The 23440-nt window shown below is 68.9% G+C and carries 25 protein-coding genes; 9 read left to right on the top strand and 16 right to left on the bottom strand.

Going from position 1 to position 23440, the window contains the following annotated elements:
* Nucleotides 1-6: 6 nt before the first annotated feature.
* The 13 genes from nuoK to AB0P21_RS16240 form a co-directional block, all read right to left on the bottom strand.
* Nucleotides 7-306, bottom strand: a complete 300-nt coding sequence (gene nuoK / locus AB0P21_RS16300) for an NADH-quinone oxidoreductase subunit NuoK (RefSeq protein WP_020391937.1) — start codon at nucleotides 304-306, stop codon at nucleotides 7-9.
* Nucleotides 303-1151 (bottom strand): NADH-quinone oxidoreductase subunit J, encoded by an 849-nt coding sequence (locus tag AB0P21_RS16295; protein WP_363697361.1) that lies wholly within the window; start codon nucleotides 1149-1151, stop codon nucleotides 303-305. Before AB0P21_RS16295 ends, nuoK begins: the two co-directional genes overlap by 4 nt.
* Nucleotides 1148-1696: an NADH-quinone oxidoreductase subunit NuoI gene (gene nuoI, locus AB0P21_RS16290; protein ID WP_363697360.1), complete on the bottom strand. Its 549-nt coding sequence runs from the start codon at nucleotides 1694-1696 to the stop codon at nucleotides 1148-1150. The genes AB0P21_RS16295 and nuoI overlap by 4 nt, the downstream gene beginning before the upstream one ends.
* Nucleotides 1689-3023: an NADH-quinone oxidoreductase subunit NuoH gene (nuoH, locus tag AB0P21_RS16285; RefSeq protein WP_363697359.1), complete on the bottom strand. Its 1335-nt coding sequence runs from the start codon at nucleotides 3021-3023 to the stop codon at nucleotides 1689-1691. The genes nuoI and nuoH overlap by 8 nt, the downstream gene beginning before the upstream one ends.
* Nucleotides 3020-5446, bottom strand: coding sequence for an NADH-quinone oxidoreductase subunit G (locus tag AB0P21_RS16280; RefSeq protein WP_363697357.1), 2427 nt, complete (start codon nucleotides 5444-5446; stop codon nucleotides 3020-3022). The genes nuoH and AB0P21_RS16280 overlap by 4 nt, the downstream gene beginning before the upstream one ends.
* Complete coding sequence (nuoF, locus tag AB0P21_RS16275) at nucleotides 5443-6750, bottom strand: NADH-quinone oxidoreductase subunit NuoF (protein WP_363698434.1); 1308 nt, start codon at nucleotides 6748-6750, stop codon at nucleotides 5443-5445. Before nuoF ends, AB0P21_RS16280 begins: the two co-directional genes overlap by 4 nt.
* Nucleotides 6747-7556, bottom strand: coding sequence for an NADH-quinone oxidoreductase subunit NuoE (gene nuoE / locus AB0P21_RS16270; protein ID WP_363697355.1), 810 nt, complete (start codon nucleotides 7554-7556; stop codon nucleotides 6747-6749). The genes nuoF and nuoE overlap by 4 nt, the downstream gene beginning before the upstream one ends.
* Nucleotides 7557-8894 carry an NADH-quinone oxidoreductase subunit D gene (locus tag AB0P21_RS16265; protein WP_363697353.1) on the bottom strand — a complete coding sequence of 446 codons (1338 nt, stop codon included), beginning with the start codon at nucleotides 8892-8894 and terminating at the stop codon, nucleotides 7557-7559.
* Nucleotides 8894-9604: an NADH-quinone oxidoreductase subunit C gene (locus tag AB0P21_RS16260; RefSeq protein WP_363697351.1), complete on the bottom strand. Its 711-nt coding sequence runs from the start codon at nucleotides 9602-9604 to the stop codon at nucleotides 8894-8896. The genes AB0P21_RS16265 and AB0P21_RS16260 overlap by 1 nt, the downstream gene beginning before the upstream one ends.
* On the bottom strand, nucleotides 9601-10155 hold the full coding sequence (locus tag AB0P21_RS16255) for an NADH-quinone oxidoreductase subunit B (protein ID WP_164601694.1): 555 nt from the start codon (nucleotides 10153-10155) through the stop codon (nucleotides 9601-9603). The genes AB0P21_RS16260 and AB0P21_RS16255 overlap by 4 nt, the downstream gene beginning before the upstream one ends.
* 3 nt (nucleotides 10156-10158) lie before the next feature.
* Nucleotides 10159-10518: an NADH-quinone oxidoreductase subunit A gene (locus AB0P21_RS16250; protein ID WP_363697348.1), complete on the bottom strand. Its 360-nt coding sequence runs from the start codon at nucleotides 10516-10518 to the stop codon at nucleotides 10159-10161.
* A 99-nt stretch (nucleotides 10519-10617) separates the two neighbouring features.
* On the bottom strand, nucleotides 10618-11931 hold the full coding sequence (locus tag AB0P21_RS16245; protein WP_363697346.1) for a geranylgeranyl reductase family protein: 1314 nt from the start codon (nucleotides 11929-11931) through the stop codon (nucleotides 10618-10620).
* A gap of 201 nt (nucleotides 11932-12132) precedes the next feature.
* Nucleotides 12133-12831 (bottom strand): demethylmenaquinone methyltransferase, encoded by a 699-nt coding sequence (locus AB0P21_RS16240; RefSeq protein ID WP_363697344.1) that lies wholly within the window; start codon nucleotides 12829-12831, stop codon nucleotides 12133-12135.
* 142 nt (nucleotides 12832-12973) lie between these two features.
* Between AB0P21_RS16240 and AB0P21_RS16235 the strand changes: the two genes are divergently transcribed.
* From AB0P21_RS16235 to AB0P21_RS16210, 6 genes are all read left to right on the top strand, one after another.
* A complete protein-coding gene (locus AB0P21_RS16235) occupies nucleotides 12974-14236 on the top strand; it encodes an isochorismate synthase (RefSeq protein ID WP_363697342.1) in 1263 nt (420 codons plus the stop codon).
* 2 nt (nucleotides 14237-14238) lie between these two features.
* Nucleotides 14239-14859, top strand: coding sequence for an MBL fold metallo-hydrolase (locus AB0P21_RS16230; RefSeq protein WP_363697340.1), 621 nt, complete (start codon nucleotides 14239-14241; stop codon nucleotides 14857-14859).
* Between the two features lie 67 nt (nucleotides 14860-14926).
* Nucleotides 14927-15868 carry an ABC transporter ATP-binding protein gene (locus tag AB0P21_RS16225; protein WP_363697338.1) on the top strand — a complete coding sequence of 314 codons (942 nt, stop codon included), beginning with the start codon at nucleotides 14927-14929 and terminating at the stop codon, nucleotides 15866-15868.
* On the top strand, nucleotides 15865-16632 hold the full coding sequence (locus AB0P21_RS16220) for an ABC transporter permease (protein ID WP_363697336.1): 768 nt from the start codon (nucleotides 15865-15867) through the stop codon (nucleotides 16630-16632). Before AB0P21_RS16225 ends, AB0P21_RS16220 begins: the two co-directional genes overlap by 4 nt.
* A gap of 22 nt (nucleotides 16633-16654) precedes the next feature.
* The gene (locus AB0P21_RS16215; protein WP_363697334.1) at nucleotides 16655-17842 is read left to right on the top strand and encodes a histidine kinase; all 1188 of its coding nucleotides are present in this window, start codon (nucleotides 16655-16657) and stop codon (nucleotides 17840-17842) included.
* Nucleotides 17839-18462: a response regulator transcription factor gene (locus AB0P21_RS16210; RefSeq protein WP_363697332.1), complete on the top strand. Its 624-nt coding sequence runs from the start codon at nucleotides 17839-17841 to the stop codon at nucleotides 18460-18462. Before AB0P21_RS16215 ends, AB0P21_RS16210 begins: the two co-directional genes overlap by 4 nt.
* Here AB0P21_RS16210 and AB0P21_RS16205 read toward each other — a convergent pair.
* From AB0P21_RS16205 to AB0P21_RS16195, 3 genes are read right to left on the bottom strand one after another with little or no spacing between them, the layout of a single operon-like run.
* Nucleotides 18427-19287 carry a GNAT family N-acetyltransferase gene (locus AB0P21_RS16205; RefSeq protein ID WP_363697330.1) on the bottom strand — a complete coding sequence of 287 codons (861 nt, stop codon included), beginning with the start codon at nucleotides 19285-19287 and terminating at the stop codon, nucleotides 18427-18429. The two genes, AB0P21_RS16210 and AB0P21_RS16205, sit on opposite strands and share 36 nt — an antisense overlap.
* Entirely contained in the window at nucleotides 19284-20114 is an 831-nt protein-coding gene (locus tag AB0P21_RS16200; protein ID WP_363697328.1) for a GNAT family N-acetyltransferase, read from the bottom strand. Before AB0P21_RS16200 ends, AB0P21_RS16205 begins: the two co-directional genes overlap by 4 nt.
* Nucleotides 20111-20932 (bottom strand): GNAT family N-acetyltransferase, encoded by an 822-nt coding sequence (locus tag AB0P21_RS16195; RefSeq protein WP_363697326.1) that lies wholly within the window; start codon nucleotides 20930-20932, stop codon nucleotides 20111-20113. Before AB0P21_RS16195 ends, AB0P21_RS16200 begins: the two co-directional genes overlap by 4 nt.
* Nucleotides 20933-20989: 57 nt before the next feature.
* On the opposite strand from AB0P21_RS16195, the gene AB0P21_RS16190 reads away from it, so the two are divergent.
* Genes AB0P21_RS16190 through AB0P21_RS16180 form a run of 3 tightly spaced genes read left to right on the top strand, consistent with a single transcriptional unit; the run spans nucleotide 20990 to nucleotide 23403 of the window.
* Nucleotides 20990-21616 (top strand): PadR family transcriptional regulator, encoded by a 627-nt coding sequence (locus tag AB0P21_RS16190; RefSeq protein ID WP_363697324.1) that lies wholly within the window; start codon nucleotides 20990-20992, stop codon nucleotides 21614-21616.
* A gap of 42 nt (nucleotides 21617-21658) precedes the next feature.
* Nucleotides 21659-22642: an ATP-binding cassette domain-containing protein gene (locus AB0P21_RS16185; protein ID WP_363697322.1), complete on the top strand. Its 984-nt coding sequence runs from the start codon at nucleotides 21659-21661 to the stop codon at nucleotides 22640-22642.
* A complete protein-coding gene (locus AB0P21_RS16180; RefSeq protein ID WP_363697320.1) occupies nucleotides 22639-23403 on the top strand; it encodes an ABC transporter permease in 765 nt (254 codons plus the stop codon). Before AB0P21_RS16185 ends, AB0P21_RS16180 begins: the two co-directional genes overlap by 4 nt.
* Nucleotides 23404-23440 lie beyond the last annotated feature (37 nt).

The raw sequence follows: 23440 nt of genomic DNA, 5'->3' as shown, positions 1-23440 counted from the left end.
ATGACCTCAGTACTTGAGCAAGTTGGCGTCGTCGACCGAAGCCGAACGACGAGTGCGGAAGATGGCCATGATGATCGCCAGGCCGATCACGACCTCGGCCGCGGCCACCACCATCACGAAGAAGGCGGCGATCTGGCCGTCGAGGTTGCCGTGCTGGCGGGCGAAGCTGACGAACGCGAGGTTGGTCGCGTTCAGCATCAGCTCCACACACATGAAGACGACGATCGCGTTGCGCCGCACCAGGACGCCCAGGGCGCCGATGCTGAACAACATCGCCGAAAGGACGATGTAAGGCTCCGTCGTCACTTCTTCTCGTCTCCTTCAGCGAATCCGGTCAGATCCGTGCCGGTGGGCTCCGGCGGAACGTCGTCGCCGGCGTCGCCCTCGTTGATCTCACGGACCAGGTCGACGTCCGCGCGCTCCTCGGCTTCGGAGAACACGGTGCCACGTGCCTGCAGCACCCGCGAAACCGAGGTCGGCGCGATCGAGCCGTCCGGCAGCAGCGCCGGGGTGTCGACGGCGTTGTGCCGGGCCAGCACACCAGGCGTCGGCAGCGGGCCGGGGTGCACGCCGGCTTCGGCGTACTTGCGGATCCGCTCCTCGGCGTGGTCGCGCTGGGTCAGCTTCTTGGTCAGCCGCTCGCGGTGCGCCAGCATCATCGCACCCATCGCCGCGGTGATCAGCAGCGCCGAGGTGACCTCGAAGACGAACACGTACTTGCCGAACAGCAGTTGCGCGATGCCCTTCGGATTACCGTCCGGCTGTGCCGCGCCCAGACCCACCGGGTCGCCGTACACGGCGCTGCCGGTGGCGAAGACCAGCAGGATGCCGATCCCCAGGAAGGCGAGGCCGGCCAGCAGGCGCTGCCCGCGGATCGTCTCGACCAGCGAGTCGGAGGCGTCGACGCCGACCAGCATCAGCACGAACAGGAACAGCATCAGGATCGCGCCGGTGTAGACGATGATCTGGACCGCGAACAGGAACGGCGCGTCCTGGGCGGCGTACTGGACCGCGAGGCAGATCATCACGGTGGCGAGCAGCAGTGCGGAGTGCACCGCCTTGCGGACCAGGATCATCGCGATCGCGGCCAGCACCATGATCGGCGCCAGCATCCAGAACGCGACCTGGCCGCCGGTGACGAGACCGATCACTTGTCGCCACCACCCTCGGCCGGCGCTACCGCGCCGATCAGGCCGCGGTAGTAGTCCTTGTCGGTGGAGCCGAGCTGCATGTCGTGCGGCGGCTCCTCCATCCCCGGCAGCAGCGGGGCGAGCAGGTCCTTCTTCTCGTAGATGAGGGACTCGCGGCTGCGGTCAGCCAGCTCGTACTCGTTGGTCATCGTGAGCGCCCGGGTCGGGCACGCCTCGATGCACAGGCCGCACAGGATGCAGCGCAGGTAGTTGATCTGGTAGACGCGGCCGTACCGCTCGCCCGGCGACATCCGGCCACCCTCGGCGTTGTCGGCGCCCTCGACGTAGATCGCGTCCGCGGGGCAGGCCCACGCGCACAGCTCACAGCCGATGCACTTCTCCAGGCCGTCCGGCCAGCGGTTCAGCTGGTGCCGGCCGTGGAACCGCGGTGCGGTCGGCTTCTTGTCGAACGGGTACTGCTCGGTGAACACCTTGCGGAACATGGTCCGGAAGGTGACGCCGAACCCGGCGACCGGATCCCAGAGGGACACTTTGACGCTAGCCACGGCTGCCTTCCTTGCTGCGAATGTCGGACTCGACTCGGCTCGCGGAGTCCACGAGTGGTGGTGGCACCGGGAAGCCCCCGGCGAACGCGTCGAACTCGTCCGCGGCCACCGGGCCGGGCTCCTCGGTCTTCTTCTGCGGCAGGAACATCGAGATCACCGCGATCAGCGCGACGACGCCCGCGGCCACCAGCAGGTAGTTGCGCTGCACCTCGACCTCGCGGCCGACCGCGCGAACGGTGGCGACCAGCAGGATCCAGCCCAGCGAGACCGGGATCAGGATCTTCCAGCCCAGCTTCATGAACTGGTCGTAGCGCAGTCGCGGCAGGGTTCCGCGCAGCCAGATGTAGAAGAAGATGAAGCACATCATCTTGCCGACGAACCACAGCACCGGCCAGTAGCCGGAGTTCGCGCCGTCCCAGATCGAGATCGGCCACGGTGCCCGCCAGCCACCCAGGAACAAGGTGGTGGCCAGCGCGGACACGGTCGCCATGTTGATGTACTCGGCCAGGAAGAACATCGCGTACTTCATCGACGAGTACTCGGTCAGGAAGCCGGCCACCAGTTCGCCCTCGGCCTCCGGCAGGTCGAACGGCGCCCGGTTCGTCTCACCGATCATCGAGATCACGTAGATCACGAAGGACGGGAAGAGCAGTACGGCGTACCAGCCGGGGATGGGGATCTCCGCGCCGAACAGGTTCAGCGTCTGGTGCGAGCCCTGCGCGGCGACGATCTCCGAGGTGGACATCGAGCCGGCGAACAGGAAGACCGTCACCAGCGCCAGGCCCATCGCGACCTCGTACGAGATCATCTGGGCGCTGGAGCGCAGGCCACCGAGCAGCGAGTAGGTCGAGTTGGACGACCAGCCGCCGAGCACGATGCCGTAGATGCCGATCGAGGCGATCGCCATCACGTACAGCACCGAGACCGGCAGGTCGGTGATCTGCAGCCGGGTGTAGGTGTCGGTGAAGGGGATCTTCACGGTCGGCCCGAACGGGATCACCGCGAAGGTCAGGAAGGCCGGGATCGAGACGATCACCGGGGCCGCGACGTAGACGAACTTGTCCACGCCCTTCGGCATCAGGTCTTCCTTGAACATCAGCTTCATACCGTCGGCCAGCGACTGGAGCAGACCGAACGGGCCGTGCACGTTCGGGCCGATCCGGTGCTGCATCCGGGCCACCACCCGGCGTTCCCACCAGATGTTGAACAGGGTGAGCACGACCAGGAAGACGAAGACCAGCAGCACCTTCAGGCCGACGACCCACCAGGGGTCGTTGCCGACGCCGGCGTCCGGCGGCGCGGCCAGCGGCAAAGCGATGGGGCTCATGCGTTCCCTCCGGCGATCGTCACGATCGACCCGTGATCAGCGTGCAGCGAGCGTCTGACGTGCGAGTCGGCCGAGTTGGTCGGCAGCCAGACGACGTTGTCGACCATCGCGGTCACCACGACCGGCAGCCGGATCGACCCGGCGTCGGTGCTGACCACCAGTTCGTCGCCGTCGTTCACCCCGACCCGGTGCGCCGTGGTCTGCGAGACCCGCGCCACCGGACGGCGGGCGGTCGCGACCAGGTGCGGCTCACCGTCGTTGCCGCGGCTGTCGTCGATCAGCATCCGCCAGGTGGCGAGGCGGGTCGAGTCGAACGCGCCGAGCGCCGGACCGGGCTGGTACGTCGGCTCGCCGGCGCGGTCGCCGTCCCAGCGGCCGAGCTCGTCGAACTCGCGCTTCGCGCCGGCCGGAGTGCTGAAGCCGAGCGGTGAGCCCATCTCCTGGGCCAGTGCGGCCAGGGCCCGGACATCCGGCATCGCCGCCGGCACCTTGAGCACCACCGGGAACGGCCGCTCGCGGCCCTCCCAGTTCACGAAGGTGCCGTCCTTCTCGGCCGGCGGAACCACCGGGAAGACGACGTCGGCGTGCTCGGTGACCTGCGAGTTGCGGACCTCGAAGCTGACCACGAACGGCGCCGCGGCCAGTGCGGCCAGCGCAGCCGCCGGGTCCGGCAGGTCGTCGATCTCGACACCCGCGACGATCAGCGCCTGCAGCGAGCCGGCCGCGGCGAGGATCTCGCCCACGTCCTTGCCGGCCGTGCTGGGCAGGCTGTCGACGCCCCAGGCGGCTTGCAGGTCGACGCGCGCGGCCGCGTCCGACACCAGGCGACCGCCCGGCAGCAGACCCGGCAGGCAGCCGGCCTCGAGCGCGCCCCGGTCACCCGCACGACGCGGGATCCAGACCAGCTGGGCCCTGGTGTCGAGCGCGAGCCGCAGAGCCGCGGAGTACGCGCCCTGGACGGTCGCGAGGCGCTCGCCCACGATGATGATCGAGTTGGCGCCGAGCGCGTCCAGGGCAGCCGCCCCGGCCTCGCCGGTGCCGCGCAGGTCGCCCAGTACGGCGGCCTCGGTGCCCGGGCTGCTCTGCACGACGACGCCCGACAGTTTCTCGACCCCGCGCGACCCGTAGGGCGCGACGGTGAAGACCTTGGTGCCGATCTTGCGGACGCCCTTGCGCAGCCGCAGGAAGACCGCCGGCGACTCCTCTTCGGGCTCGAAGCCGACCAGCAGGACCGAAGCGGCGTTCTCCAGATCGGCGAACGTCGTCCCCAGCCCGGTGCCTGCGACCGCGGCGGCCAGGAAGTCGGCCTCCTCAGAGGAGGACGGCCGGGCCCGGAAGTCGATGTCGTTGCTGCCGAGAGCGACCCGCGCGAACTTCGAGTACGCGTAGGCGTCCTCGAGCGTCAGCCGGCCACCAGTCAGTACCGCGGCGTTGCCGCGCGCGGCGGCAAGCTTCTTCGCCGCGAAGTCCAGCGCCTCGGGCCACGAGGCTGCCCGCAGCTCGCCGTCCTCGCGGATCAGCGGGTGAGTCAGCCGGTCACCGGTGGTCGCGTAGTTGAACGCGAACCGGTCGCGGTCCGAGATCCACTCCTCGTTGACCTCGGCGTCGTCGCCGGCCAGCCGGCGCATCACCTTGCCGCGCCGGTAGTCGATCCGGATTGCCGAGCCGGACGCGTCGTGCTCGGCCACCGACGGCACCGAGACGAGGTCGAACGGCCGGGACCGGAACCGGTACGCCGCACTGGTCAGCGCGCCGACCGGGCAGATCTGGATCGCGTTGCCGGAGAAGTAGCTCTCGTACGGCTCCTTCTCGTAGATGCCGACCTGCTGCAGGGCGCCGCGCTCGAGCAGCTCGATGAACGGGTCACCGGCGATCTGCTGCGAGAACCGGGTGCAGCGGGCGCAGAGCACGCAGCGCTCGCGGTCCAGCAGCACCTGGGCGGAGATGTTGATCGGCTTCGGGTAGGTGCGCTTGACCCCCTCGAAGCGGCTCTCGCCGCGGCCGTTCGTCATCGCCTGGTTCTGCAGCGGGCACTCGCCGCCCTTGTCGCAGACCGGGCAGTCCAGCGGGTGGTTGATCAGCAGGAACTCCATCTGCCCCTGCTGCGCCTTGTCGGCCACCGGAGAGGAGATCTGGGTCCTGATGACCATGCCGTCGGCAACGGTCAGCGAGCAGGAGGTCTGCGGCTTCGGCATCCCCCGGCCGTTGCCTGCGTCAACGACCTCGACGAGGCACTGACGGCAGGCGGCGACCGGGTCGAGCAGCGGGTGGTCGCAGAACCGCGGGATCTGGACGCCGATCTGCTCGGCGGCCCGGATCGCCAGGCTGTTCTTGGGAACCTTCACCTCGACGTCGTCGATGGTGACGGTGACCAGGTCAACTTTCTCGACCTGACCCGCCGGCGGGTTGGCTTGGATGGTCATGCGGTTGCTCCAGCGGTCGCGAAGACGGTGGACGCCATCGGGTCGAACGGGCAGCCACCGTGCGAGAAGTGCGCCAGGTAGTCGTCCTTGAAGTGCTGGATCGAGCTGGTGATCGGCGCCGTGGCGCCGTCGGCCAGCGCGCAGAACGACCGGCCGGTGATGTTCTCACTCAGGTCCAGCAGCTTCTCCAGGTCGGCCTCGTCACCCTGACCGGCCTCCAGCCGCTCCAGGATCTGCACCAGCCACCAGGTGCCCTCACGGCACGGGGTGCACTTGCCGCACGACTCGTGCTTGTAGAACTCGGTCCAGCGCAGCGTCGCCCGGACCGGGCAGACCGTCTCGTCGAAGATCTGCAGCGCCTTGGTGCCGAGCAGCGAGCCGGCCCCCGAGACACCTTCGTAGTCCAGCGGCACGTCGAGGTGCTCGGCGGTCAGCAGCGGCGTCGAGGACCCACCCGGGGTCCAGAACTTCAGCTCGTGGCCCTCGCGGATGCCGCCGGCCAGGTCGAGCAGCTGCCTCAGGGTGATCCCCATCGGCGCCTCGTACTGACCGGGCCGGGTGACGTGGCCGGACAGCGAGTACAGCGTCGGGCCCTTGGACTTCTCGGTGCCCATCGAGCCGAACCAGTCGGCGCCGTTGTTGATGATCGAGGGAACAGACGCGATCGACTCGACGTTGTTGATGACAGTGGGGCAGCCGTACAGGCCGGCCACCGCGGGGAACGGAGGACGCAGCCGGGGTTGACCACGACGACCTTCCAGCGAGTCGAGCAAAGCGGTCTCTTCGCCACAGATGTAGGCGCCGGCGCCGGCGTGCACGATGACGTCGATGTCGTAGCCGGACCCGAGGATGTTGGTGCCGATCAGACCGGCTTCCTTGGCCTCGGCAACGGCCTGCTGCAGCCGGCGGACGACGTGCAGCACCTCACCGCGGACGTAGATGAACGCGGTGTTCGCGTTGATCGCGTACGCCGAGATGATGACGCCCTCGACCAGCGTGTGCGGCGAGGCGAGCATCAGCGGGATGTCCTTGCAGGTCCCCGGCTCGGACTCGTCCGCGTTCACCACCAGGTACTTCGGCTTCGGGTTGTCCTGCGGAATGAAGGACCACTTCATCCCGGTCGGGAAGCCCGCGCCGCCACGGCCGCGCAGACCGGAGTCCTTGACGGCGGTGACCACGTCGGCCGGCAGCATCCGCAGCGCGGTGCGCAGTGCGTCGTACCCGCCGGAGCGCTGGTACGAGGCCAGCTGCCAGGCGCGGATCTGGTCCCAGTTGTCGGACAGCACGGGAGTGAGCACGGTCAGTCCTCCTTGCGGCTGTCGTCGGTGTGGACCGTCTGGGATTCCTTACCAGGCTGGTCCTCGGGCCGCGGACCGGCGGCGGCGTCGGCCGAGACGGTCGACTCGGCCGCGGAACCGTTGCTGCTGGCATGCGATCCGGCCGGAGCCGTCCAGTTGCGCTCGCGGGCCAGGCGCAGACCGGCCAGGGTGGCCTTGCCACCCGTCGGGCCCTCGTCCGCCCGGCCGTCGGGGAAGCCGGCCAGGACGCGCTCGGCCTCCCGCCAGCTGCAGATGGTGGCGCCACGCGGGGACTTGACCTCGGTCCCGTCGCGCAGGTCGTCCACCAGCTGGGTGGCCGACTCGGGAGTCATGTCGTCGAAGAACTCCCAGTTCACCATCATCACCGGCGCGTAGTCGCAGGCGGCGTTGCACTCGAGGTGCTCGAGGGTGATCTTGCCGTCCTCGGTGGTCTCGTCGTTGCCGACGTCGAGGTGGCCCTTGAGCCGCTCGAAGATCAGGTCGCCACCCATGATCGCGCAGAGCGTGTTGGTGCAGACCCCGACGTGGTACTCGCCGACCGGGCGGCGCTTGTACATCGTGTAGAAGGTCGCCACCGCCGACACCTCGGCGCCGGTCAGCCCGAGCACGTGGGCGCAGGCCTCGATGCCCTCGGGGGTGATCCGGCCCTCGACCGACTGCACCAGGTGCAGCATCGGCAGCAGGGCCGAACGGCCGACCGGGTAGCGGGCGGCCAGCTCGCGCATCTCGGCGATCGTGGTGTCACCGATCTTCGAGTCGCCTGTGCTGTAGGGAACGGTTGTGTCAGCCATCTATCGGTCCACTCCACCCATCACCGGGTCAAGGCTGGCGACGGCGACGATCACGTCGGCGACCTGTGAGCCCTCGCACAGGATCGGCATCGCCTGCAGGTTTGCGAACGACGGGTCGCGGAAGTGCGCCCGGTACGGCTTGGTGCCGCCGTCGGAGACCAGGTGGCAGCCCAGCTCGCCACGCGGCGACTCGATCGCCACGTACGCCTGGCCGGCCGGTACCCGGAAGCCCTCGGTGACCAGCTTGAAGTGATGGATCAGCGCTTCCATCGACTCGCCCATGATGTGCTTGATGTGGTCGAGCGAGTTGCCCATCCCGTCGCTGCCGACGGCCAGCTGGCTCGGCCAGCCGACCTTCTTGTCGGCCACCATCACCGGCTCGCCCTCCATCTTGGCCAGGCGATCGGTGCACTGCTCGATGATCTTCAGCGACTCCCACATCTCCTGCAGCCGGATCCGGAACCGGCCGTACGAGTCGGCGGTGTCCCAGGTCGGCACGTCGAAGTCGTAGGTCTCGTAGCCGCAGTACGGCTGGCTCTTGCGCAGGTCCAGCGCGTAGCCGGTCGCGCGCAGCGGCGGGCCGGAGATGCCGAGCGCCATGCACCCGGTCAGGTCCAGGTAGCCGACGTCCTGCAGGCGGGCCTTGAAGATCGGGTTCGCGTTGCAGAGCTCGGCGTACTCCGGCAGGTGCTTGTTCATCCAGGTGATGTACTCCCGGATCTTGTCCAGCGCGCCGGCCGGCAGGTCCTGGGCGACACCGCCGGGCCGGATGAACGCGTGGTTCATCCGCAGGCCGGTGATCAGCTCGAACAGGTCCAGCGTCATCTCACGCTCGCGGAACCCGATCGTCATCACGGTCAGGGCGCCGATCTCCATCCCGCCGGTGGCGATGCAGACCAGGTGGCTGCTGATCCGGTTGAGCTCCATCAGGAGCACCCGCATCACGTTGGCCTTCTCCGGCACCTGGTCCTCGATGCCGAGCAGCCGCTCGACCGCCAGGCAGTACGCCGTCTCGTTGTAGAACGGCGACAGGTAGTCCATCCGGGTGCAGAACGTGACGCCCTGCGTCCAGGAGCGGAACTCCATGTTCTTCTCGATACCCGTGTGCAGGTAGCCGATGCCGCAGCGGGCCTCGGTCACCGTCTCGCCCTCGATCTCGAGGATCAGCCGGAGCACGCCGTGCGTGGACGGGTGCTGCGGGCCCATGTTGACGACGATGCGCTCTTCGGGCTCGTCGCCCAGGCCGGCCACGACCGAGTCCCAGTCCTGACCGGTGACGGTGAAGACCTTGCCCTCGGTGGTGTCCCGGGTGGTGGCGTAGGGATCTGTTGTGGTCATCAGTTGTACGACCTCCGCGTGTCGGGCGGCGGGATGACGGCGCCCTTGTACTCGACGTCGATGCCGCCGAGCGGGTAGTCCTTGCGTTGCGGGTGGCCCGGCCAGTCGTCGGGCATCTGGATCCGGGTCAGCGCCGGGTGACCGTCGAAGACGATCCCGAAGAAGTCCCAGGTCTCGCGCTCGTGCCAGTCGTTGGCCGGGTAGACCGCGACCACCGACGGGATGTGCGGATCGGCCTCAGGGCAGGACACCTCGAGCCGGATCCGGCGGTTGTGGGTGATCGAGAGCAGGTGGTAGACCGCGTGCAGCTCCCGGCCGGTCTCGTTCGGGTAGTGCACGCCGGAGACGCCGGAGCAGAACTCGAACCGCAGGTCGGCGTCGTCGCGGATGTGCTGGGCGACCTCGAGCAGCCGCTCGCGGGCGATGTGCAGGGTCAGCTCGCCGTGCGCGACCACGACCTTCTCGATCGCGGCGTCGCCGACCAGGCTCTCCAGCTTCTCGGTGGCGCCGTCGAACCAGCCGCCGTACGGCTTGGCCGAACCGCCCGGCAGCGCGACCTGGCGCTGCAGGCCGCCGAAGCCGGAGGTGTCACCGGTGCCGCGGACGCCGAACATGCCCTCGCGCTGGTCGACGATTTCGGCCGGCCCCGGGGTGGCCGCGTCACTTCCCGGCGCGGTGGCCGGAAGGTTCTCTGGTTGGGTGTCGCTCACCGGAGCAGACCCTTCAGCTCAAGGGTGGGGGAAGCGGACAGGGCGGCAGTCTCCTGCTCGGCCTGCAGCGCCTTCTTGTTCGCGCCGAGCTTGCCGTTCTGGATGTCCTCGTGCAGCTTGAGGAAGGCGTCCAGCAGCATCTCGGGCCGCGGCGGGCAACCGGGCAGGTACATGTCGACCGGTACTACGTGGTCGACGCCCTGCACGATGGCGTAGTTGTTGAACATGCCGCCCGAGGAGGCGCAGACACCCATCGCCAGCACCCACTTCGGGTTCGGCATCTGGTCGTAGATCTGGCGCAGCACGGGGGCCATCTTCTGGCTCACCCGGCCGGCCACGATCATCAGGTCCGCCTGGCGCGGTGACGCCCGGAAGACCTCCATGCCGAACCGGGCCGCGTCGTAGCGCGGCGCGCCGGTGGTCATCATCTCGATCGCGCAGCACGCCAGCCCGAAGGTTGCCGGCCACAACGAGGCCTTCCGCATGTAGCCGGACAGCCCTTCGACGGTGGTCAGCAGTACGCCGGCCGGAAGTTGTTCCTCAACACCCATAGGTCAGTCCCACTCCAGTCCGCCGCGGCGCCAGACATAGGCGTACGCGACGAAGACGGTAACGATGAAGATGACCATCTCGATCAGCCCGAACAGCGCCATCTGGTCGAAGGCGACGGCCCAGGGGTAGAGGAAGATGATCTCGATGTCGAACACGATGAAGAGCATCGCGGTGATGTAGTACTTCACCGGGAAACGCCCGCCACCGACCGGTTGCGGCGTCGGTTCGATGCCGCACTCGTACGAGTCGAGCTTGGCCCGGTTGTAGCGCTTCGGGCCGACGACGGCACTGGTCACCAAGGTGCCCGCCACGAAGATGGCCGCGAGTACACCGAGAATCAGAATCGGTACGTAAGGGTGCATCTTTGGCTGCTCCCTCCAAACTTTGCGTCGGGTACTACGTGGTCGGTTGCTTGCCTTTGTTACCAGTACCGCTGTGTCTCACGTCACCCGCCCCGCCGATCAGGCCGCCGGGACGACCTTGGTGAGGCCGTTGATGATCTTGTCCATCGCGTCCCCGTCCCGCGGATCGGTGAGGTTGGCGAGCAGTTTCAGGGTGAACTTCATCAAGGTGGTGCGCGGCAGACCGTACTTCGTGCACAGCCGCATCACCTCCGGGTTTCCGATCAGCTTCACGAACACCCGGCCGAGCGTGTAGTACCCGCCGTACTCCTGCTTCAACGCCTTCGGGTACGCCGACAGCGCGCGCTCACGCTGGTTCGGCTGCCGGCGCAGCGCCTGGGAGGCGACCTCGGCGGCGAAGGCGCCGGACTCCATCGCGTACGGGATGCCCTCGCCGTTGAACGGGTTCACCATCCCGCCCGCGTCGCCGAGCAGCATCAGGCCACGGGTGTAGTGCGGCTGCCGGTTGAAGCCCATCGGCAGCGCCGCCCCGCGGATCGGGATGGTCTGGAACTCGTCGCGGAACTGCCACTCCTGCGGCGTCTCCTTCAGCCACTGCTTCAGCAGGTCGGCGTAGTCGACCTTGCCGAAGGCCTCGGAGGTGTTCAGGATGCCGAGCCCGACGTTGACGGTGCCGTCGCCCATCCCGAAGATCCAGCCGTACCCCGGCAGCAGGCTGCGCTGACCCGGGTTCTTCGGGTCGTCGGTCCACAGCTCCAGCCAGGACTCGAGGTAGTCGTCGTCGTGCCGCGGGCTGGTGAAGTAGGTGCGGACCGCCACGCCCATCGGCCGGTCGTCGCGCTTGTGCAGCCCCATCGAGACGCTCAGCCGCGACGAGTTGCCGTCGGCGGCCATCACCAGCGGCGCGCGGAACTCGAGGTCCTCGCCGGACCGGCGGCCGTTGTCGTCGACCGGCTTCGCGGTGACGCCGACGATGAAGCCCTTGTCGTCCAGGATCGGCGCGGTGACGTTGGTCCGCTCGCGCAGCTGGGCACCGGCCTTGACCGCCTGCCGGGCCAGCATGTCGTCGAAGTCCATCCGGTTGCGGGTCAGCCCGTAGTTCGGGTGGCTGGCCAGGTCCGGCCAGTCGAGCTGCAGCTCGTGGCCGGCGCCGCGGATCCGCAGACCGTAGTTCTTGATCCAGCCGGCCTCGGGCGAGATGTCGATGCCCATGTTGATCAGCTGCTTGGTCCCGCGCGGCGTCAGCCCGTCGCCGCACACCTTCTCGCGCGGGAACGCGGTCTTCTCGAGGAGTAGTACATCGAGGCCGGCGTTCGCCAAGTGGTACGCCGCGGCCGAGCCTGCGGGCCCGGCGCCGACGACGATCACATCAGCGGTCTCGGCCTGCTGCCCTGTCGGCACGCTCTGGCTCATCTCATCCCGGCCTGGAAGTTGGCTGCGTCACTCGTGAAGGGATTCACGAGGGCTGGTCATCCGACAGTCTAGGACTGCCTGACTTGGACACGAAACCGGCCCACACCCCCTTACCCACAACCGATTTACGCCTCATCGGCCTTGCGTAATTAGATGCCACCCACGCGGCGTACCACTCGGGTCACAGGTCTGGTCGCCGGGTCAGAGCGGTTTGACCCCGCGGTGGATCGCGACCAGGCCGCCGGTCAGGTTGCGCCACTGCACGTGGATCCAGCCCGAGGCGGCGATCGTGTCGGCCAGCGGGGCCTGACCGGGCCAGGCGCGGACCGACTCGGCCAGGTAGACGTAGGCGTCGGGGTTCGTCGAGACGGCCTTCGCGACCACCGGGACCGCCCGCATCATGTACTCCAGGTAGGCCACCCGGAACGGCTTCCAGGTCGGGTGCGAGTTCTCCAGCACCACCAGCCGGCCGCCCGGCTTGGTCACCCGGAGCATCTCGGCCAGCGCGACCGTGACGTCGTTCACGTTCCGCAGCGCCCAGGAGATGGTGACCACGTCGAAGCTCTCGTCGGCGAACGGCAGCCGCAGCGCGTCCCCGGCGATCAGGTCCAGCTCGGGGTACCGGCGCTTGCCGACCCGGAGCATCCCGACCGAGAAGTCGCAGGACACCACCTCGGCGCCGGCCTCGCGCAGCTTCACGCTGGACGCGCCGGTACCGGCCGCCAGGTCGAGGATCTTCATCCCCTTCCGCGGCCCGATCTCGGCCAGCGTCTGGGGTCGCCAGTAGGCCTTCTCCAGCCCCATCGTGGCGACCGCGTTGGTCCGGTCGTAGCCCTCGGCCACGTTGTCGAACATCGCGGCGACTTGCTCGGGTTGTTTGCTCAGATCCGCCCTGGTCACTTGTCTAGTTGATCACGACGGCGGTAGGCACCGAAATTTGCTGGTTACCGTGGCGGCCTACGCTTGCATCTCGTGAGCGAATCTCCATTGAGCCGGCCGGCCATCGGGACCCGGGGCCGGGAAGCGAGCGAGGAGTGTTGCCGTGAGCTTGTCTGACCCGGCCCAGGAGCCGGCGCCACGGCTGGTGGTTCGCAGCCAGCGCGTCGACGGTGTCGCCGCCGCGCTGATGGACCACCTGCCGGCCACCGGTGGGCTGGCCTGGGTACGCCGCGGCGACGGGCACGTCGGCTGGGGCGTCGCCGCGCGGCTGGATGTTGCCGGGAGCAACCGGTTCACCGAGGCGCAGGAGTGGTGGCAGCGGCTCACCGCGGGCGCGGTGGTGCGGGACGAGGTCGGCGTACCGGGATCGGGACTGGTCTGCTTCGGATCGTTCGGGTTCACCGAGGACGACCCCAGCCAGCTGGTGGTGCCCGAGGTGATCGTCGGGCGACGCGGCGGGATCACCTGGGTGACCACGATCTCCGGCGCGGGCGCGCTGACCGCGCCGCCGGAGCTGGCGACGTACGAGCCGGAGCCGGTCGGGGCGGTCGCCTTCGCCGACGGGGCCCGGTCCGGCACCGACTGGTCCGGCATCGTCGCCGACGCGGTGAAGCGGATCGTCAGCGGCGAGCTGGACAAGGTGGTGCTGGCCCGCGACCTGATCGCGATCTCGCCGAACCCGATCGACCTGCGCTGGCCGCTGCGCCGGCTGGCGTCGGCGTACCCGAACTGCTGGACGTTCTCGGTCGACGGCCTGATCGGGGCCACCCCCGAGCTGCTGGTCCGGCGGGAGAAGGGCCTGATCACCTCGCGGGTGCTGGCCGGCACGATCCGGCGGACCGGTGACGACGGGCACGACCTGGCGCTGGCCGCCTCGCTGGCGCGGTCGAGCAAGGACCTGGAGGAGCACGAGTTCGCGGTCCGCTCGGTGGCGGACGCGCTCGAACCGCACTGCAAGTCGATGAACGTGCCCGAGACCCCGTTCGTGCTGCACCTGCCGAACGTGATGCATCTCGCCTCCGACGTGGCCGGCGTCGCGGCCAACGGCGCCTCCGCCCTCGGGCTGGCCGCCGCGCTGCACCCGTCGGCCGCCGTCTGCGGTACGCCGACCGCCGTCGCCCGCGAGGTGATCGGCGAGATCGAGGGGATGTCCCGCGGCCGGTTCAGCGGACCGGTCGGCTGGATGGACGCGGCCGGCGACGGCGAGTGGTGCATCGCCCTGCGCTGCGGCCAGGCCGACCCCGACGACCCGACCCGGATGCGGCTGTTCGCCGGCGCCGGGATCGTGGCCGGCTCCGACCCGGAGGCCGAACTGGCCGAGACGAACGCCAAATTGGTTCCGATGCGAGATGCGCTGGGAGACTGACCGTGAAGCTCACGAAGTACACGCATGCCTGTGTGAAGTTGGAGAAGGACGGCAAGGTGCTGCTGGTCGATCCGGGCAGCTTCACCGAGGACGCCGCGTTCGAGGGGGTGGACGCGATCCTGGTCACCCACGAGCACCCTGACCACCTCGACGTCGACCGGGTGAAGGGGCTCGACGCCCCGATCTGGACCAACGCCGGTGTCGCCGGGCAGCTCACCGAGCTGGGTGAGCGGGTGCAGGTGGTGGCCGACGGCGACGCCTTCGAGGCGGCCGGTTTCGCGGTCCGTGCCTATGGCAAGGACCACGCGATCATCCTGCCGGAGCTGGGTGTTCCGTGCCAGAACGTCGCCTACCTGATCGAGGACGCGGTCTACCACCCGGGCGACTCGTTCACGCTGCCGGACCGCAAGGTGCACACCAACCTGGTGCCGATCTCGGGCCCATGGTTCGCGTTGCCGCCGGCCGTCGAGTTCGCCCGCGCCGTCGACGCGCAGCAGACCATCGGGATCCACGACGCGCTGCTCAGCCCGATCGGCCAAGGCATGATGAAGCGCTTCCTGGACGGGCAGGGCGGCCGGCCGTACCAGCAGCTCGACGCGGGCACCACGGTCGAGGTCAACTGACATTTGTCACCACTACTGGTGACAGCTGCACGCGGTACCGGGCCGCTCGGCCCGCAAGCTGATCGGTATGGACGAATCAGCGGTAATCCAGGTCGAGCGGCTCACCCGCCGGTACGGCGGCAGGCCCGGGTACGACGCCGTTCGCGGCATCGACTTCTCGGTCCGGCGGGGTGAGCTCTTCGCCCTGCTCGGCACCAACGGCGCAGGCAAGACCTCCACGCTGGAGGTCCTCGAAGGTCTCGCCCAGCCGACCTCCGGGACGGTCCGGGTGTTCGGCCAGGACCCGTACCGCGATCGGCGGACGGTCCGGCCGCGGATCGGAATCATGTTGCAGGACAGGGGTTTCGCCGCCGATCTGACCGTGGCCGAGACCACCAAGATGTGGACCGGCACGCTCAGCACGCCGCGCCCGGTCGGCGAGATCCTCGAGCTGGTCGACCTGCGCGGCCGGGCCGCCACCCGGGTCCGCCAGTTGTCCGGCGGGGAGCGGCAGCGGCTGAGTCTCGGCCTCGCGATAGCGGGCCAGCCGGACCTGTTGTTCCTGGACGAGCCGACCGCCGGCCTCGACCCGGAGAACCGGCAGAACACCTGGCGGCTGATCTCGCAGCTGCTGGAGTCGGGCACCACGGTCCTGCTGACCACGCACTACCTGGCCGAAGCTGCCGAGCTCGCCGACCGGTTGGCGATCATGCACCACGGCCGGATCGTCGGCCTCGGTACGCCGGCCGAGATCGCCGGTATCCAGCCGGCCCGGATCTCCTTCCACCTGATGCCCGGTGCCACTCTCCCGGACCTCCCCCAAGCTGTTGCCACTGTCACCGACAGCGGCAAGGTCCTGCTCGACACCGAGGATCTCCAGCTCACCCTCACCACGCTGCTCGCCTGGGCGGCAACTGCCGGGATCCACCTGGCAGACCTCACTGCCCGCCCGGCGTCGCTGGAGGAAGCCTTCCTCGCGATCGCCGGGTCGGACCCGATCTCCGAACCGACCGAAGGAGCCGTCGCATGACCTCACTCGCCTGGTCGGAGGCGCTGCTGCTCCGACGGAACCCACTCGCCGTACTGATCGCGATCGGCCTGCCGATCTTCGTCGTCCTGGGGCTGCAGTCGTCGGCGGAGCTGATGGCCGTCGTGGCACCGGATTCCGGTACGGCGATCGTCACCACCATCGCCGCGGTGTCCCTGAACCTCTTCGTCTACTACAACCTGGTCACCGCTCTGGTCGCCCGCCGCGAGGAGCTCGTCCTCAAACGACTGCGCACCGGCGAGGCCACTGACCTGCAGATCCTGAGTGGTACGGCGATCCCCGCAGTGGCCATCGCCTGGGGGCAGGCGGTGCTCGCCGCAATCACCAGCGCGTTGCTGTTCGGGTTGCCGCTCCCGGTGAACGCCGTGCTGGTGCTGCTCGCGCTGGTGCTCGGTGCGGCTGTGTTCGTCCTGCTTGCGGCTGCTACCACCGCGCTGACCCGCAGCGTGGAGATGGCGCAGATGACGACGCTGCCCTTCCTCGTCATTCCGCTGAACTTCAGTGGCCTCTACTTCCCGCTCTCCGAGCTACCGGAGGGGCTGGACCAGTTGGCGCGGCTACTACCGCTCACGCCGATCGTGGAGTTGCTGCGGCTCGGCCTGGCGGGCATTGCGCCGGACGGGAGCACAGTGAGCTTGGCGGGGTCGTTCGCGCCCGCAGTACAGCCGGTGCTCGTCCTGCTGGCCTGGGTGGTCGTCGGCGGGCTGGCAACGCGCCGCTGGTTCCGCTGGGAGCCCCGGCGTTGAGCGACGTGACAGGCTGAGCACCATGGTTCCCGTCCCGCGGTGGTGGCTCGAGCGCAGCAGAGCCGAGCGCTTCGACATCACCCTGCGCTGGCCGCTGTACTGCCTGTCCGGTGGGGAGTTGCTGCTCCTTACCCTGATCACCGTCGGGCAGCCGGGGCTGCACCTCCTGGGCGCCGTTCTGTTCCTGGTCGTCGTCGCCGCGCACACCGCGGCCAACCTGCTCCTGCTCCGAGCGGCCATCAGCAGGTATCTGACCGGCGCCCCGGTCCCCGCCCGGCTGATTGCAGTTGCCACAGCGCTGACTCTTGCCGGCCTACTCGCCGCGGATGTGGCCTTCCCCAAGTTCGGCTGGGATGGCGGCGAGGCAGAGCTCCACATCCCTGTGAGCGTGACGCTGATCGGCGCCTTGATCTTCGCCCTGACGCCGATGTTGGGGTGGGTGCCGCTGCTGGGCGTGATCCTGGTCGGAGCGGCGGTCACCGGCCTGTGGTCGCTCGAGCCGGGTCCGGCGATCGCCTTCGTCTCCTGGTCGGCCTTCATCGTCTTCACCTGCCGCGTCTCGGTGTGGACGCTCAGCCTCGGCTGGGAGATCGACCGGTCCCGCGCGGTCAGCGCTCAGCTCGCGATCGCCGAGGAGCGGCTGCGGTTCGCGCGGGATCTGCACGACACGCTCGGGCACAACCTCTCGCTGGTCGCAGTACGGAGTGAGCTGGCGGCCGCGCTCGCGACCCGAGGGGACGCGTCGGCCGCCGACCAGATGCTCGACGTACGGCAGATCGCCCACGACTCGCTCCGCGAGATGCGGGCCGTCGTCAGCGGCTATCGCGCCACCGACCTCGCCACCGAGCTGGCCGGCGCCCAATCCGTACTCCGGTCCGCAGGCGTCAACTGTCGCGTCATCGGCGACGGCGCGACCCTGCCACCCGCGACCCAGGCCGCGCTCGGCTGGGTGGTCCGGGAGGGCACCACGAACGTCATCCAGCACAGCAACGCGACCGTCTGCAAGATCGAGCTCGACCTCAGCATGGGTGACGTCATCTTCCTGCGGATGGAGAACGACGGCGTCTCGGCGCCCTCGGACCAGACCTCCGAGGGCGGCACCGGAATCGCCGGCCTGCGCGAACGCCTCGGCACTCTCGGCGGAACGCTCACCGTCGCTGCCCCGCCCGGCGGCTTCATCCTGGTCGTCCAACTCCCGGTGCCGCAATGATCCGACTCCTGCTGGCCGACGACGAGAACCTGATCCGGACCGCCCTCGCCGCGCTGCTGTCCCTGGAGGACGACCTGGAGGTGGTCGGCCAGGCCGCCTCCGCGGACGAGGCGCTCGCAATGGCCCGGCGGCACCGCCCCGACGTCGCAGTACTGGACCTGCAGATGCCCGGCGTCACCGGCTCCTCGGCAACCGGCGGCATCGGCGTCGTCGAGACCCTGCGCGCCGAACTCCCCACCTGCAGCTGCCTGATCGTCACCGGCCACGGCCGCCCCGGCCACCTGAAACAAGCCCTGGCCGCCGGCGTCCGCGGCTTCCTCCCCAAAACCGTCTCGGCCCAGGTACTGGCCGACGTCATCCGCACCATCCACACCGGCGGCCGCTACGTCGACCCCGAACTGGCCGCCGAAGCCATCAGCGCCGGCGACAACCCCCTCACCCCCCGCGAAGCCGAAGTCCTCGAACACGCCGCCGACGGCGCCCCCATCGACCAGATCGCCCGCCGCGCCTCCCTCTCCCCCGGCACGGTCCGCAACTACCTCTCCTCAGCAGCCACCAAACTCAACACCAACAACCGCTACGAATCAGTCCAGGTCGCCCGAACCCACGGCTGGATCTAGTGCGTAGAGCACGAAGTCCATCAGTGGGCGGTAGCCGATGGCGGCGTAGATCTTGTTGGAGGTCGGGTTGGCCAGGTCGGTCGACAGGCAGACCTCCGAGCCTGCCTCGCGGAGCTGCCGGCTGACGTGAGCAGTGAGCGCGCTGGCGTACCCGTGCCCGCGGTCGCTGGGCGGGGTGTAGACCGGTCCCACCCGAGTCGCACCGAAGATCGTCTGCTGATGCCCGACCAGGCTGACCACCCGGCCCTCGTGCTCCCAGACCCACATGCGGTTCCGCTCGATCCTGGCGCGCACCCACTTGTCCTGCTGATCGGGCGGAAGGATCCTGCCGAGCTCGGCGCCGTAGCCGTCCATCATGGTGACCAGCAGGTTCGCGTCGGCGGCTACTGCGCGGCGTGCGAAGCCGGCGGCGTACTGCTCGGTGAACTTCCCGAGCTTGTGCATCCGCATCCCTTCGGTACGCCGGTAGACGCCGCCGTTGCGCGCGGCAAGCAGCTCGGCCAGTAGCCGCGCGGCGGACGCAGTACCGAAGATCTCGCCGGGGTTCGGTGAGCTGACGCAGGCGTCGACGACGGCCGGCACCAACTCGTCCGGCAAGCCGCCGAGCTGGATGCCACGATGCGCGCTGCAGAGGACTGCTCCGACGACCTGGTCGGCCTCGTCGTGGATCGACAGGAACAGCGGTGGCGCCGGGTCGTGCAGGATGCCGCTGATCCGGTCCTCGGTGTTGCTGAGCAGGACGGAGTGCAGCACCGGATCGCCTTGCAGGAAAGCGAACGCGGTCTTCTTGAACTCGACCGGATCGCCTGTTGCCCGGACCCTCACCGCTCGAAGCGGTGCAGGTCTACGACCGGGTGGTAGCCGATGGCGGCGTAGATCTTGTTGGAGGTGGGGTTGGCGAGGTCGGTGAAGAGGCAGGGGGTTGAGCCGGTGGCGAGGAGGCGGCGGGTGACGTCGGCGGTGAGGGCGCTGGCGTAGCCGTGGCCGCGGTGTTCGGGTGGGGTGTAGACGGGGCCGACTCGGGTGGCGCCGAAGACGGTGGCCTGGTGGGCGACCAGGCTGACGATCTGGGACTCGTTCTCCCAGAGCCAGATTCGGCCTCGGTCGATTCTGGCTCGGGCCCAGTCCTGGTCGTCCGGTGGGCTGCTGTGGTCGGCTTCTTGGGCGAACTCCGCCAGCATCTGGGCTGCCACGTCGAGGTCGGCGGGGACGGCTTGGCGCGGAGCGCCCGGGGCTTTCTGGTCGACGAAGCGTTCCAGGCGGTGCAGCCGGAGTCGGCGGGTCGATCGGAACTCGCCGCCGAGGCGGACGCCGATCTCGTCGGCGAGTAGCAGGGCCGCGTACGCCGTACCGTCGACGATCCGTGGGTTCGGAGCCAACTCCACACAGGCGTCGACGATCGCGGGGACGAACTCTTCCGGCAGGCCGCCCAGGTAGATCCCGCGTTGCGCCGTGCAGAGGATCGCTCCGGCCACTTGGCCGCCGTCGGTGTGGAGGGACAGGAAGACCGGCGGCTCCGGGTCGGTGGTGATCGCGTTGATGCGGTCCTCGACGTTGGTGAGGAGCACCGAGTGGAGGACCGGATCGGCTTCCAGGAAAGGCGAAACCGCGGCCTTGAACTCGAGGGGGTCGTGCGTCGACCGGAGCTTCATCGGCGGAAGGTCAGGTCGACGAAGTCCGCTACCGGGCGATAGCCGAGCTGTGCGTAGATCTTGTTCGAGGTCGGGTTCGCGAGATCGGTGTAGAGACAGGCTTGGTTGCCGTCGGCAAGGATCTTTGCGGAGACGGCGCCGGTGAGCGCGCCGGCGTAGCCGTGGCGGCGGTACTTCGGCGGCGTGTAGACCGGCCCGACCCGGCAGACCCCGAAGAGCGGGAGGTGGAAGCCGGCCATGCTCACCGGTTCGCCGTCGTCCTCCCAGATCAGCAACGTGCCGCGCTCGAGGTGATGCTCCGCCCAGGCGACATCGGGCGACTTGAACTCCTCCCGGAACCCGTCGGAGACCCACTCGGCGGCCAGCTGGACATCGCCGGAACCCATCGGCCGCGCCTTGCCGGTGGCCGGCAACGGAACAAGCTTCTCGAGTTTGTGCAGGCGGCTCCCCTTGGACTCGGCGGCGGTGACCCCACCCCACCGCTCCGCAAACGCATGGACTGCAGCTCTGTCTCCCGACACCCCACTCGCGTCAGGTGTCAGACCGGTGAACGCGTCTGCCACCTCCGCTGCGAGGTCAGCACGAAGCGCGCCCAGGAACACCGGCCGGCCCGGGGTTCTCATCGCGGCGCCGATCACCTCACCGCCGGCGTCGTGCACGGAGACGAAGTACGACGCCTCAGCCTCGACCGGGCGCGTACCAGCGGCGCGCTCGGCGACGTTGCCCAGCAGGACCGTGTGCAGCACCGGGTCCGCCTGCAGGAACCCGAAGGTGGTCGCCTGGAACTCGGCCGGCTCACTGGTCACTCGCACGCTCATGCCCAGTCACCCTACGGCCGGCAGGGTGATCGTGGCAGGTGAATTTACACTGCGACCATGTCCACCACGCGGTTGCTCCTGCTCGGGGTCGTCCGGATCTTCCAGCCTGCCTACGGCTACCAGCTGCGGCGTGAGCTGATGACCTGGAAGGTGGAGCACTGGGCGAACATCAACCCGGGCTCGATCTACACCGGACTGCGCACGCTGGCCAAGCACGGCTACCTGCTAGAGCTGGCGGAAGGCGCCGGCGACAAGCCCGGGCGGACGTCGTACAAGCTGACCGCGGACGGCGAGACGGAGTACTTCACCCTGCTCCGTACTGCGCTCTGGAGCGTCGACGGCTTCCAGCCCGACCGGATGCAGGCAGCGCTCAGCTTCCTCTGGTCGCTGCGCCGTGACGAGGTGCTGGCTGCCCTGGAGTCCCGGATCATCCAGCTGGAGCAGCTCGACAAGGTGCAGCCGTTCAAGGAGCGGCAGGTCCAGGAGGACCCGGCCACCCCGGACCACGTGGTGGAGATGCTCCGGATCACCAGCGCCCGCGACCGCGGCGAGCTGGAGTGGACCAGAACCTTCCAGCAGCGGGTCAAGGACGGCGCCTACTCGTTCGCGGGTGAGAAGCCGGACTGGCAGCCTGCGCCCGGGACCGAGACGCACTGGGGAGTCATTCCCGATCCGCCCGACTAATCAACATTGACTATTCAATGTTGATTAGCCGACACTGTCCCGATGATGATCGAAGCTCGCGGACTCGTCCGCACCTTCAAGACCAAGCGCGGGCCGGTGCAGGCCGTGCAGGGGGTAGACCTGGATGTCGCCGACGGAGAGATCGTCGGCTTCCTCGGCCCGAACGGGGCCGGTAAGACCACCACCATGCGGATGCTCGCCACCCTGATCACCCCGACCAGCGGCACCGCGACCGTGGCCGGCTGCGACCTGGCCAAGGATCCGGTCGGCGTCCGCCGGCGGATCGGGTACGTGCCGCAGAGCGGTTCGACACTGCCCGAGGCGATCGCCGGTGACGAGGTCGTCGACCACGCCCGGCTGTACGGCGTGAGCAAGAAGAAGGCGACGGCCGACGGCCAGGCGCTGTTCGACCAACTGGACCTGCCCGGCCTGTGGCGGCGGCAGTGCAAGACCCTGTCGGGCGGCCAGCGGCGCCGGCTCGACATCGTGATGGGGCTGATCCACGATCCCAAGCTGATCTTTCTGGACGAGCCGACCACCGGCCTCGACCCGCAGGCGCGGGCGAACCTGTGGGAGCACATCCGCGGTCTGCGCGACCGGGGCGCGACGATCTTCCTCACCACCCACTACCTGGACGAGGCGGATGCGCTCTGCGACCGGATCCTGGTCATCGACCACGGCAAGATCGTCGGGGCAGGTAAGCCCGACGAGCTGAAGCAGCAGGTCTCCGGCGACGGCGTCCGGCTGAGCCTGGCCGACGCCACCCAGGCGCCGTCCGTCACCAAGATCGTGCGGGAGTTGCCGGGTGCGGTCGCCGTCGAGACCGAGGGTGACGTGGTCGCGTTCCGGGTCCCGAAGGGCGGTTCGGTGCTGCCCTCGCTGCTCCGCTCGATCGATGCCCAGGGCATCGAGTTGGACGGGGTCGAGGTGCACCGGCCGACCCTGGACGACGTCTTCCTGACCATGACCGGGCGCTCGCTGCGCGACGAGGCCGCCCCGGCGGAGCAGCAGGAGGCCGTCGCATGACCGTCCTGAGAGACACCTGGATCATCTTCAACCGCTCGATGCGGCTGTCGCTGCGCAACCCGATGTGGTCCATCCTGATGCTCAGCCAGCCGCTGATGTACCTGTTCCTGTTCGGCCCGCTGCTGAAGCCGATCACCGCGCAGATCAGCCAGGGCGCGACCACGAACGCCTACCAGGTGTTCATCCCGGGCCTGATCGTCCAGCTCGGCATGTTCGGCGCGATGTTCGTCGGCTTCGGCCTGATCGCGGAGTACCGGGCCGGCGTGATCGAGGCCGACCGGGTCACCCCGGCCTCGCGGATCGCCCTGATGGCAGGCCGCGTACTGCGTGACGTCGTGGTCCTCGTCGTGCAGTCGGTCCTGCTGCTGCTCGCCGCGTTGCCGCTCGGCCTGCGCGCGCCGTGGGGCGGCGTCCTGCTGTCGCTGGTGATCGTGGCCCTGCTCGGCGCGACCTTCGCCTCCCTGTCGTACTCCGTGGCGCTGATCACCAAGAGCGAGGACGCCCTGGCCCCGCTGCTGAACGGCATCGCGATGCCGCTCCTGCTGCTGTCCGGCATCCTGCTGCCGATGCAGATCGGCCCGACCTGGCTGCAACGGCTGTCCGACATCAGCCCGCTGAAGCACGTCGTCAACGGCGTCCGGGCGCTGTTCCGGGGTGACATCACCAGCAGCTCGTCCCTGTGGGGGCTGTTCTGGGTCGTCCTGCTGACCGTCGTCGGCCTCACGGTCGGCGCTCGCACGTTCCGGAAGGAATCTGCCTGACGTTCACTCCGGCGATGCGTTAGCGAACTAGCGTCGG

The sequence above is a fragment of the Kribbella sp. NPDC056861 genome, assembly GCF_040687575.1.
Taxonomy (GTDB): Bacteria; Actinomycetota; Actinomycetes; order Propionibacteriales; family Kribbellaceae; genus Kribbella.
This window is presented reverse-complemented; position numbering and strand designations above follow the sequence as displayed.

Bases quoted from the DNA above. Each gene is read 5' to 3' on its own strand.
- nuoH (WP_363697359.1), bottom strand. From the start codon at position 3,023: ATGAGCCCCATCGCTTTGCCGCTGGCCGCGCCGCCGGACGCCGGCGTC.
- AB0P21_RS16280 (WP_363697357.1), bottom strand. From the start codon at position 5,446: ATGACCATCCAAGCCAACCCGCCGGCGGGTCAGGTCGAGAAAGTTGAC.
- nuoE (WP_363697355.1), bottom strand. From the start codon at position 7,556: ATGGCTGACACAACCGTTCCCTACAGCACAGGCGACTCGAAGATCGGT.
- AB0P21_RS16265 (WP_363697353.1), bottom strand. From the start codon at position 8,894: ATGACCACAACAGATCCCTACGCCACCACCCGGGACACCACCGAGGGC.
- AB0P21_RS16255 (WP_164601694.1), bottom strand. From the start codon at position 10,155: ATGGGTGTTGAGGAACAACTTCCGGCCGGCGTACTGCTGACCACCGTC.
- AB0P21_RS16250 (WP_363697348.1), bottom strand. From the start codon at position 10,518: ATGCACCCTTACGTACCGATTCTGATTCTCGGTGTACTCGCGGCCATC.
- AB0P21_RS16245 (WP_363697346.1), bottom strand. From the start codon at position 11,931: ATGAGCCAGAGCGTGCCGACAGGGCAGCAGGCCGAGACCGCTGATGTG.
- AB0P21_RS16225 (WP_363697338.1), top strand. From the start codon at position 14,927: ATGGACGAATCAGCGGTAATCCAGGTCGAGCGGCTCACCCGCCGGTAC.
- AB0P21_RS16220 (WP_363697336.1), top strand. From the start codon at position 15,865: ATGACCTCACTCGCCTGGTCGGAGGCGCTGCTGCTCCGACGGAACCCA.
- AB0P21_RS16215 (WP_363697334.1), top strand. From the start codon at position 16,655: ATGGTTCCCGTCCCGCGGTGGTGGCTCGAGCGCAGCAGAGCCGAGCGC.
- AB0P21_RS16210 (WP_363697332.1), top strand. From the start codon at position 17,839: ATGATCCGACTCCTGCTGGCCGACGACGAGAACCTGATCCGGACCGCC.
- AB0P21_RS16200 (WP_363697328.1), bottom strand. From the start codon at position 20,114: ATGAAGCTCCGGTCGACGCACGACCCCCTCGAGTTCAAGGCCGCGGTT.
- AB0P21_RS16195 (WP_363697326.1), bottom strand. From the start codon at position 20,932: ATGAGCGTGCGAGTGACCAGTGAGCCGGCCGAGTTCCAGGCGACCACC.
- AB0P21_RS16190 (WP_363697324.1), top strand. From the start codon at position 20,990: ATGTCCACCACGCGGTTGCTCCTGCTCGGGGTCGTCCGGATCTTCCAG.
- AB0P21_RS16185 (WP_363697322.1), top strand. From the start codon at position 21,659: ATGATGATCGAAGCTCGCGGACTCGTCCGCACCTTCAAGACCAAGCGC.
- AB0P21_RS16180 (WP_363697320.1), top strand. From the start codon at position 22,639: ATGACCGTCCTGAGAGACACCTGGATCATCTTCAACCGCTCGATGCGG.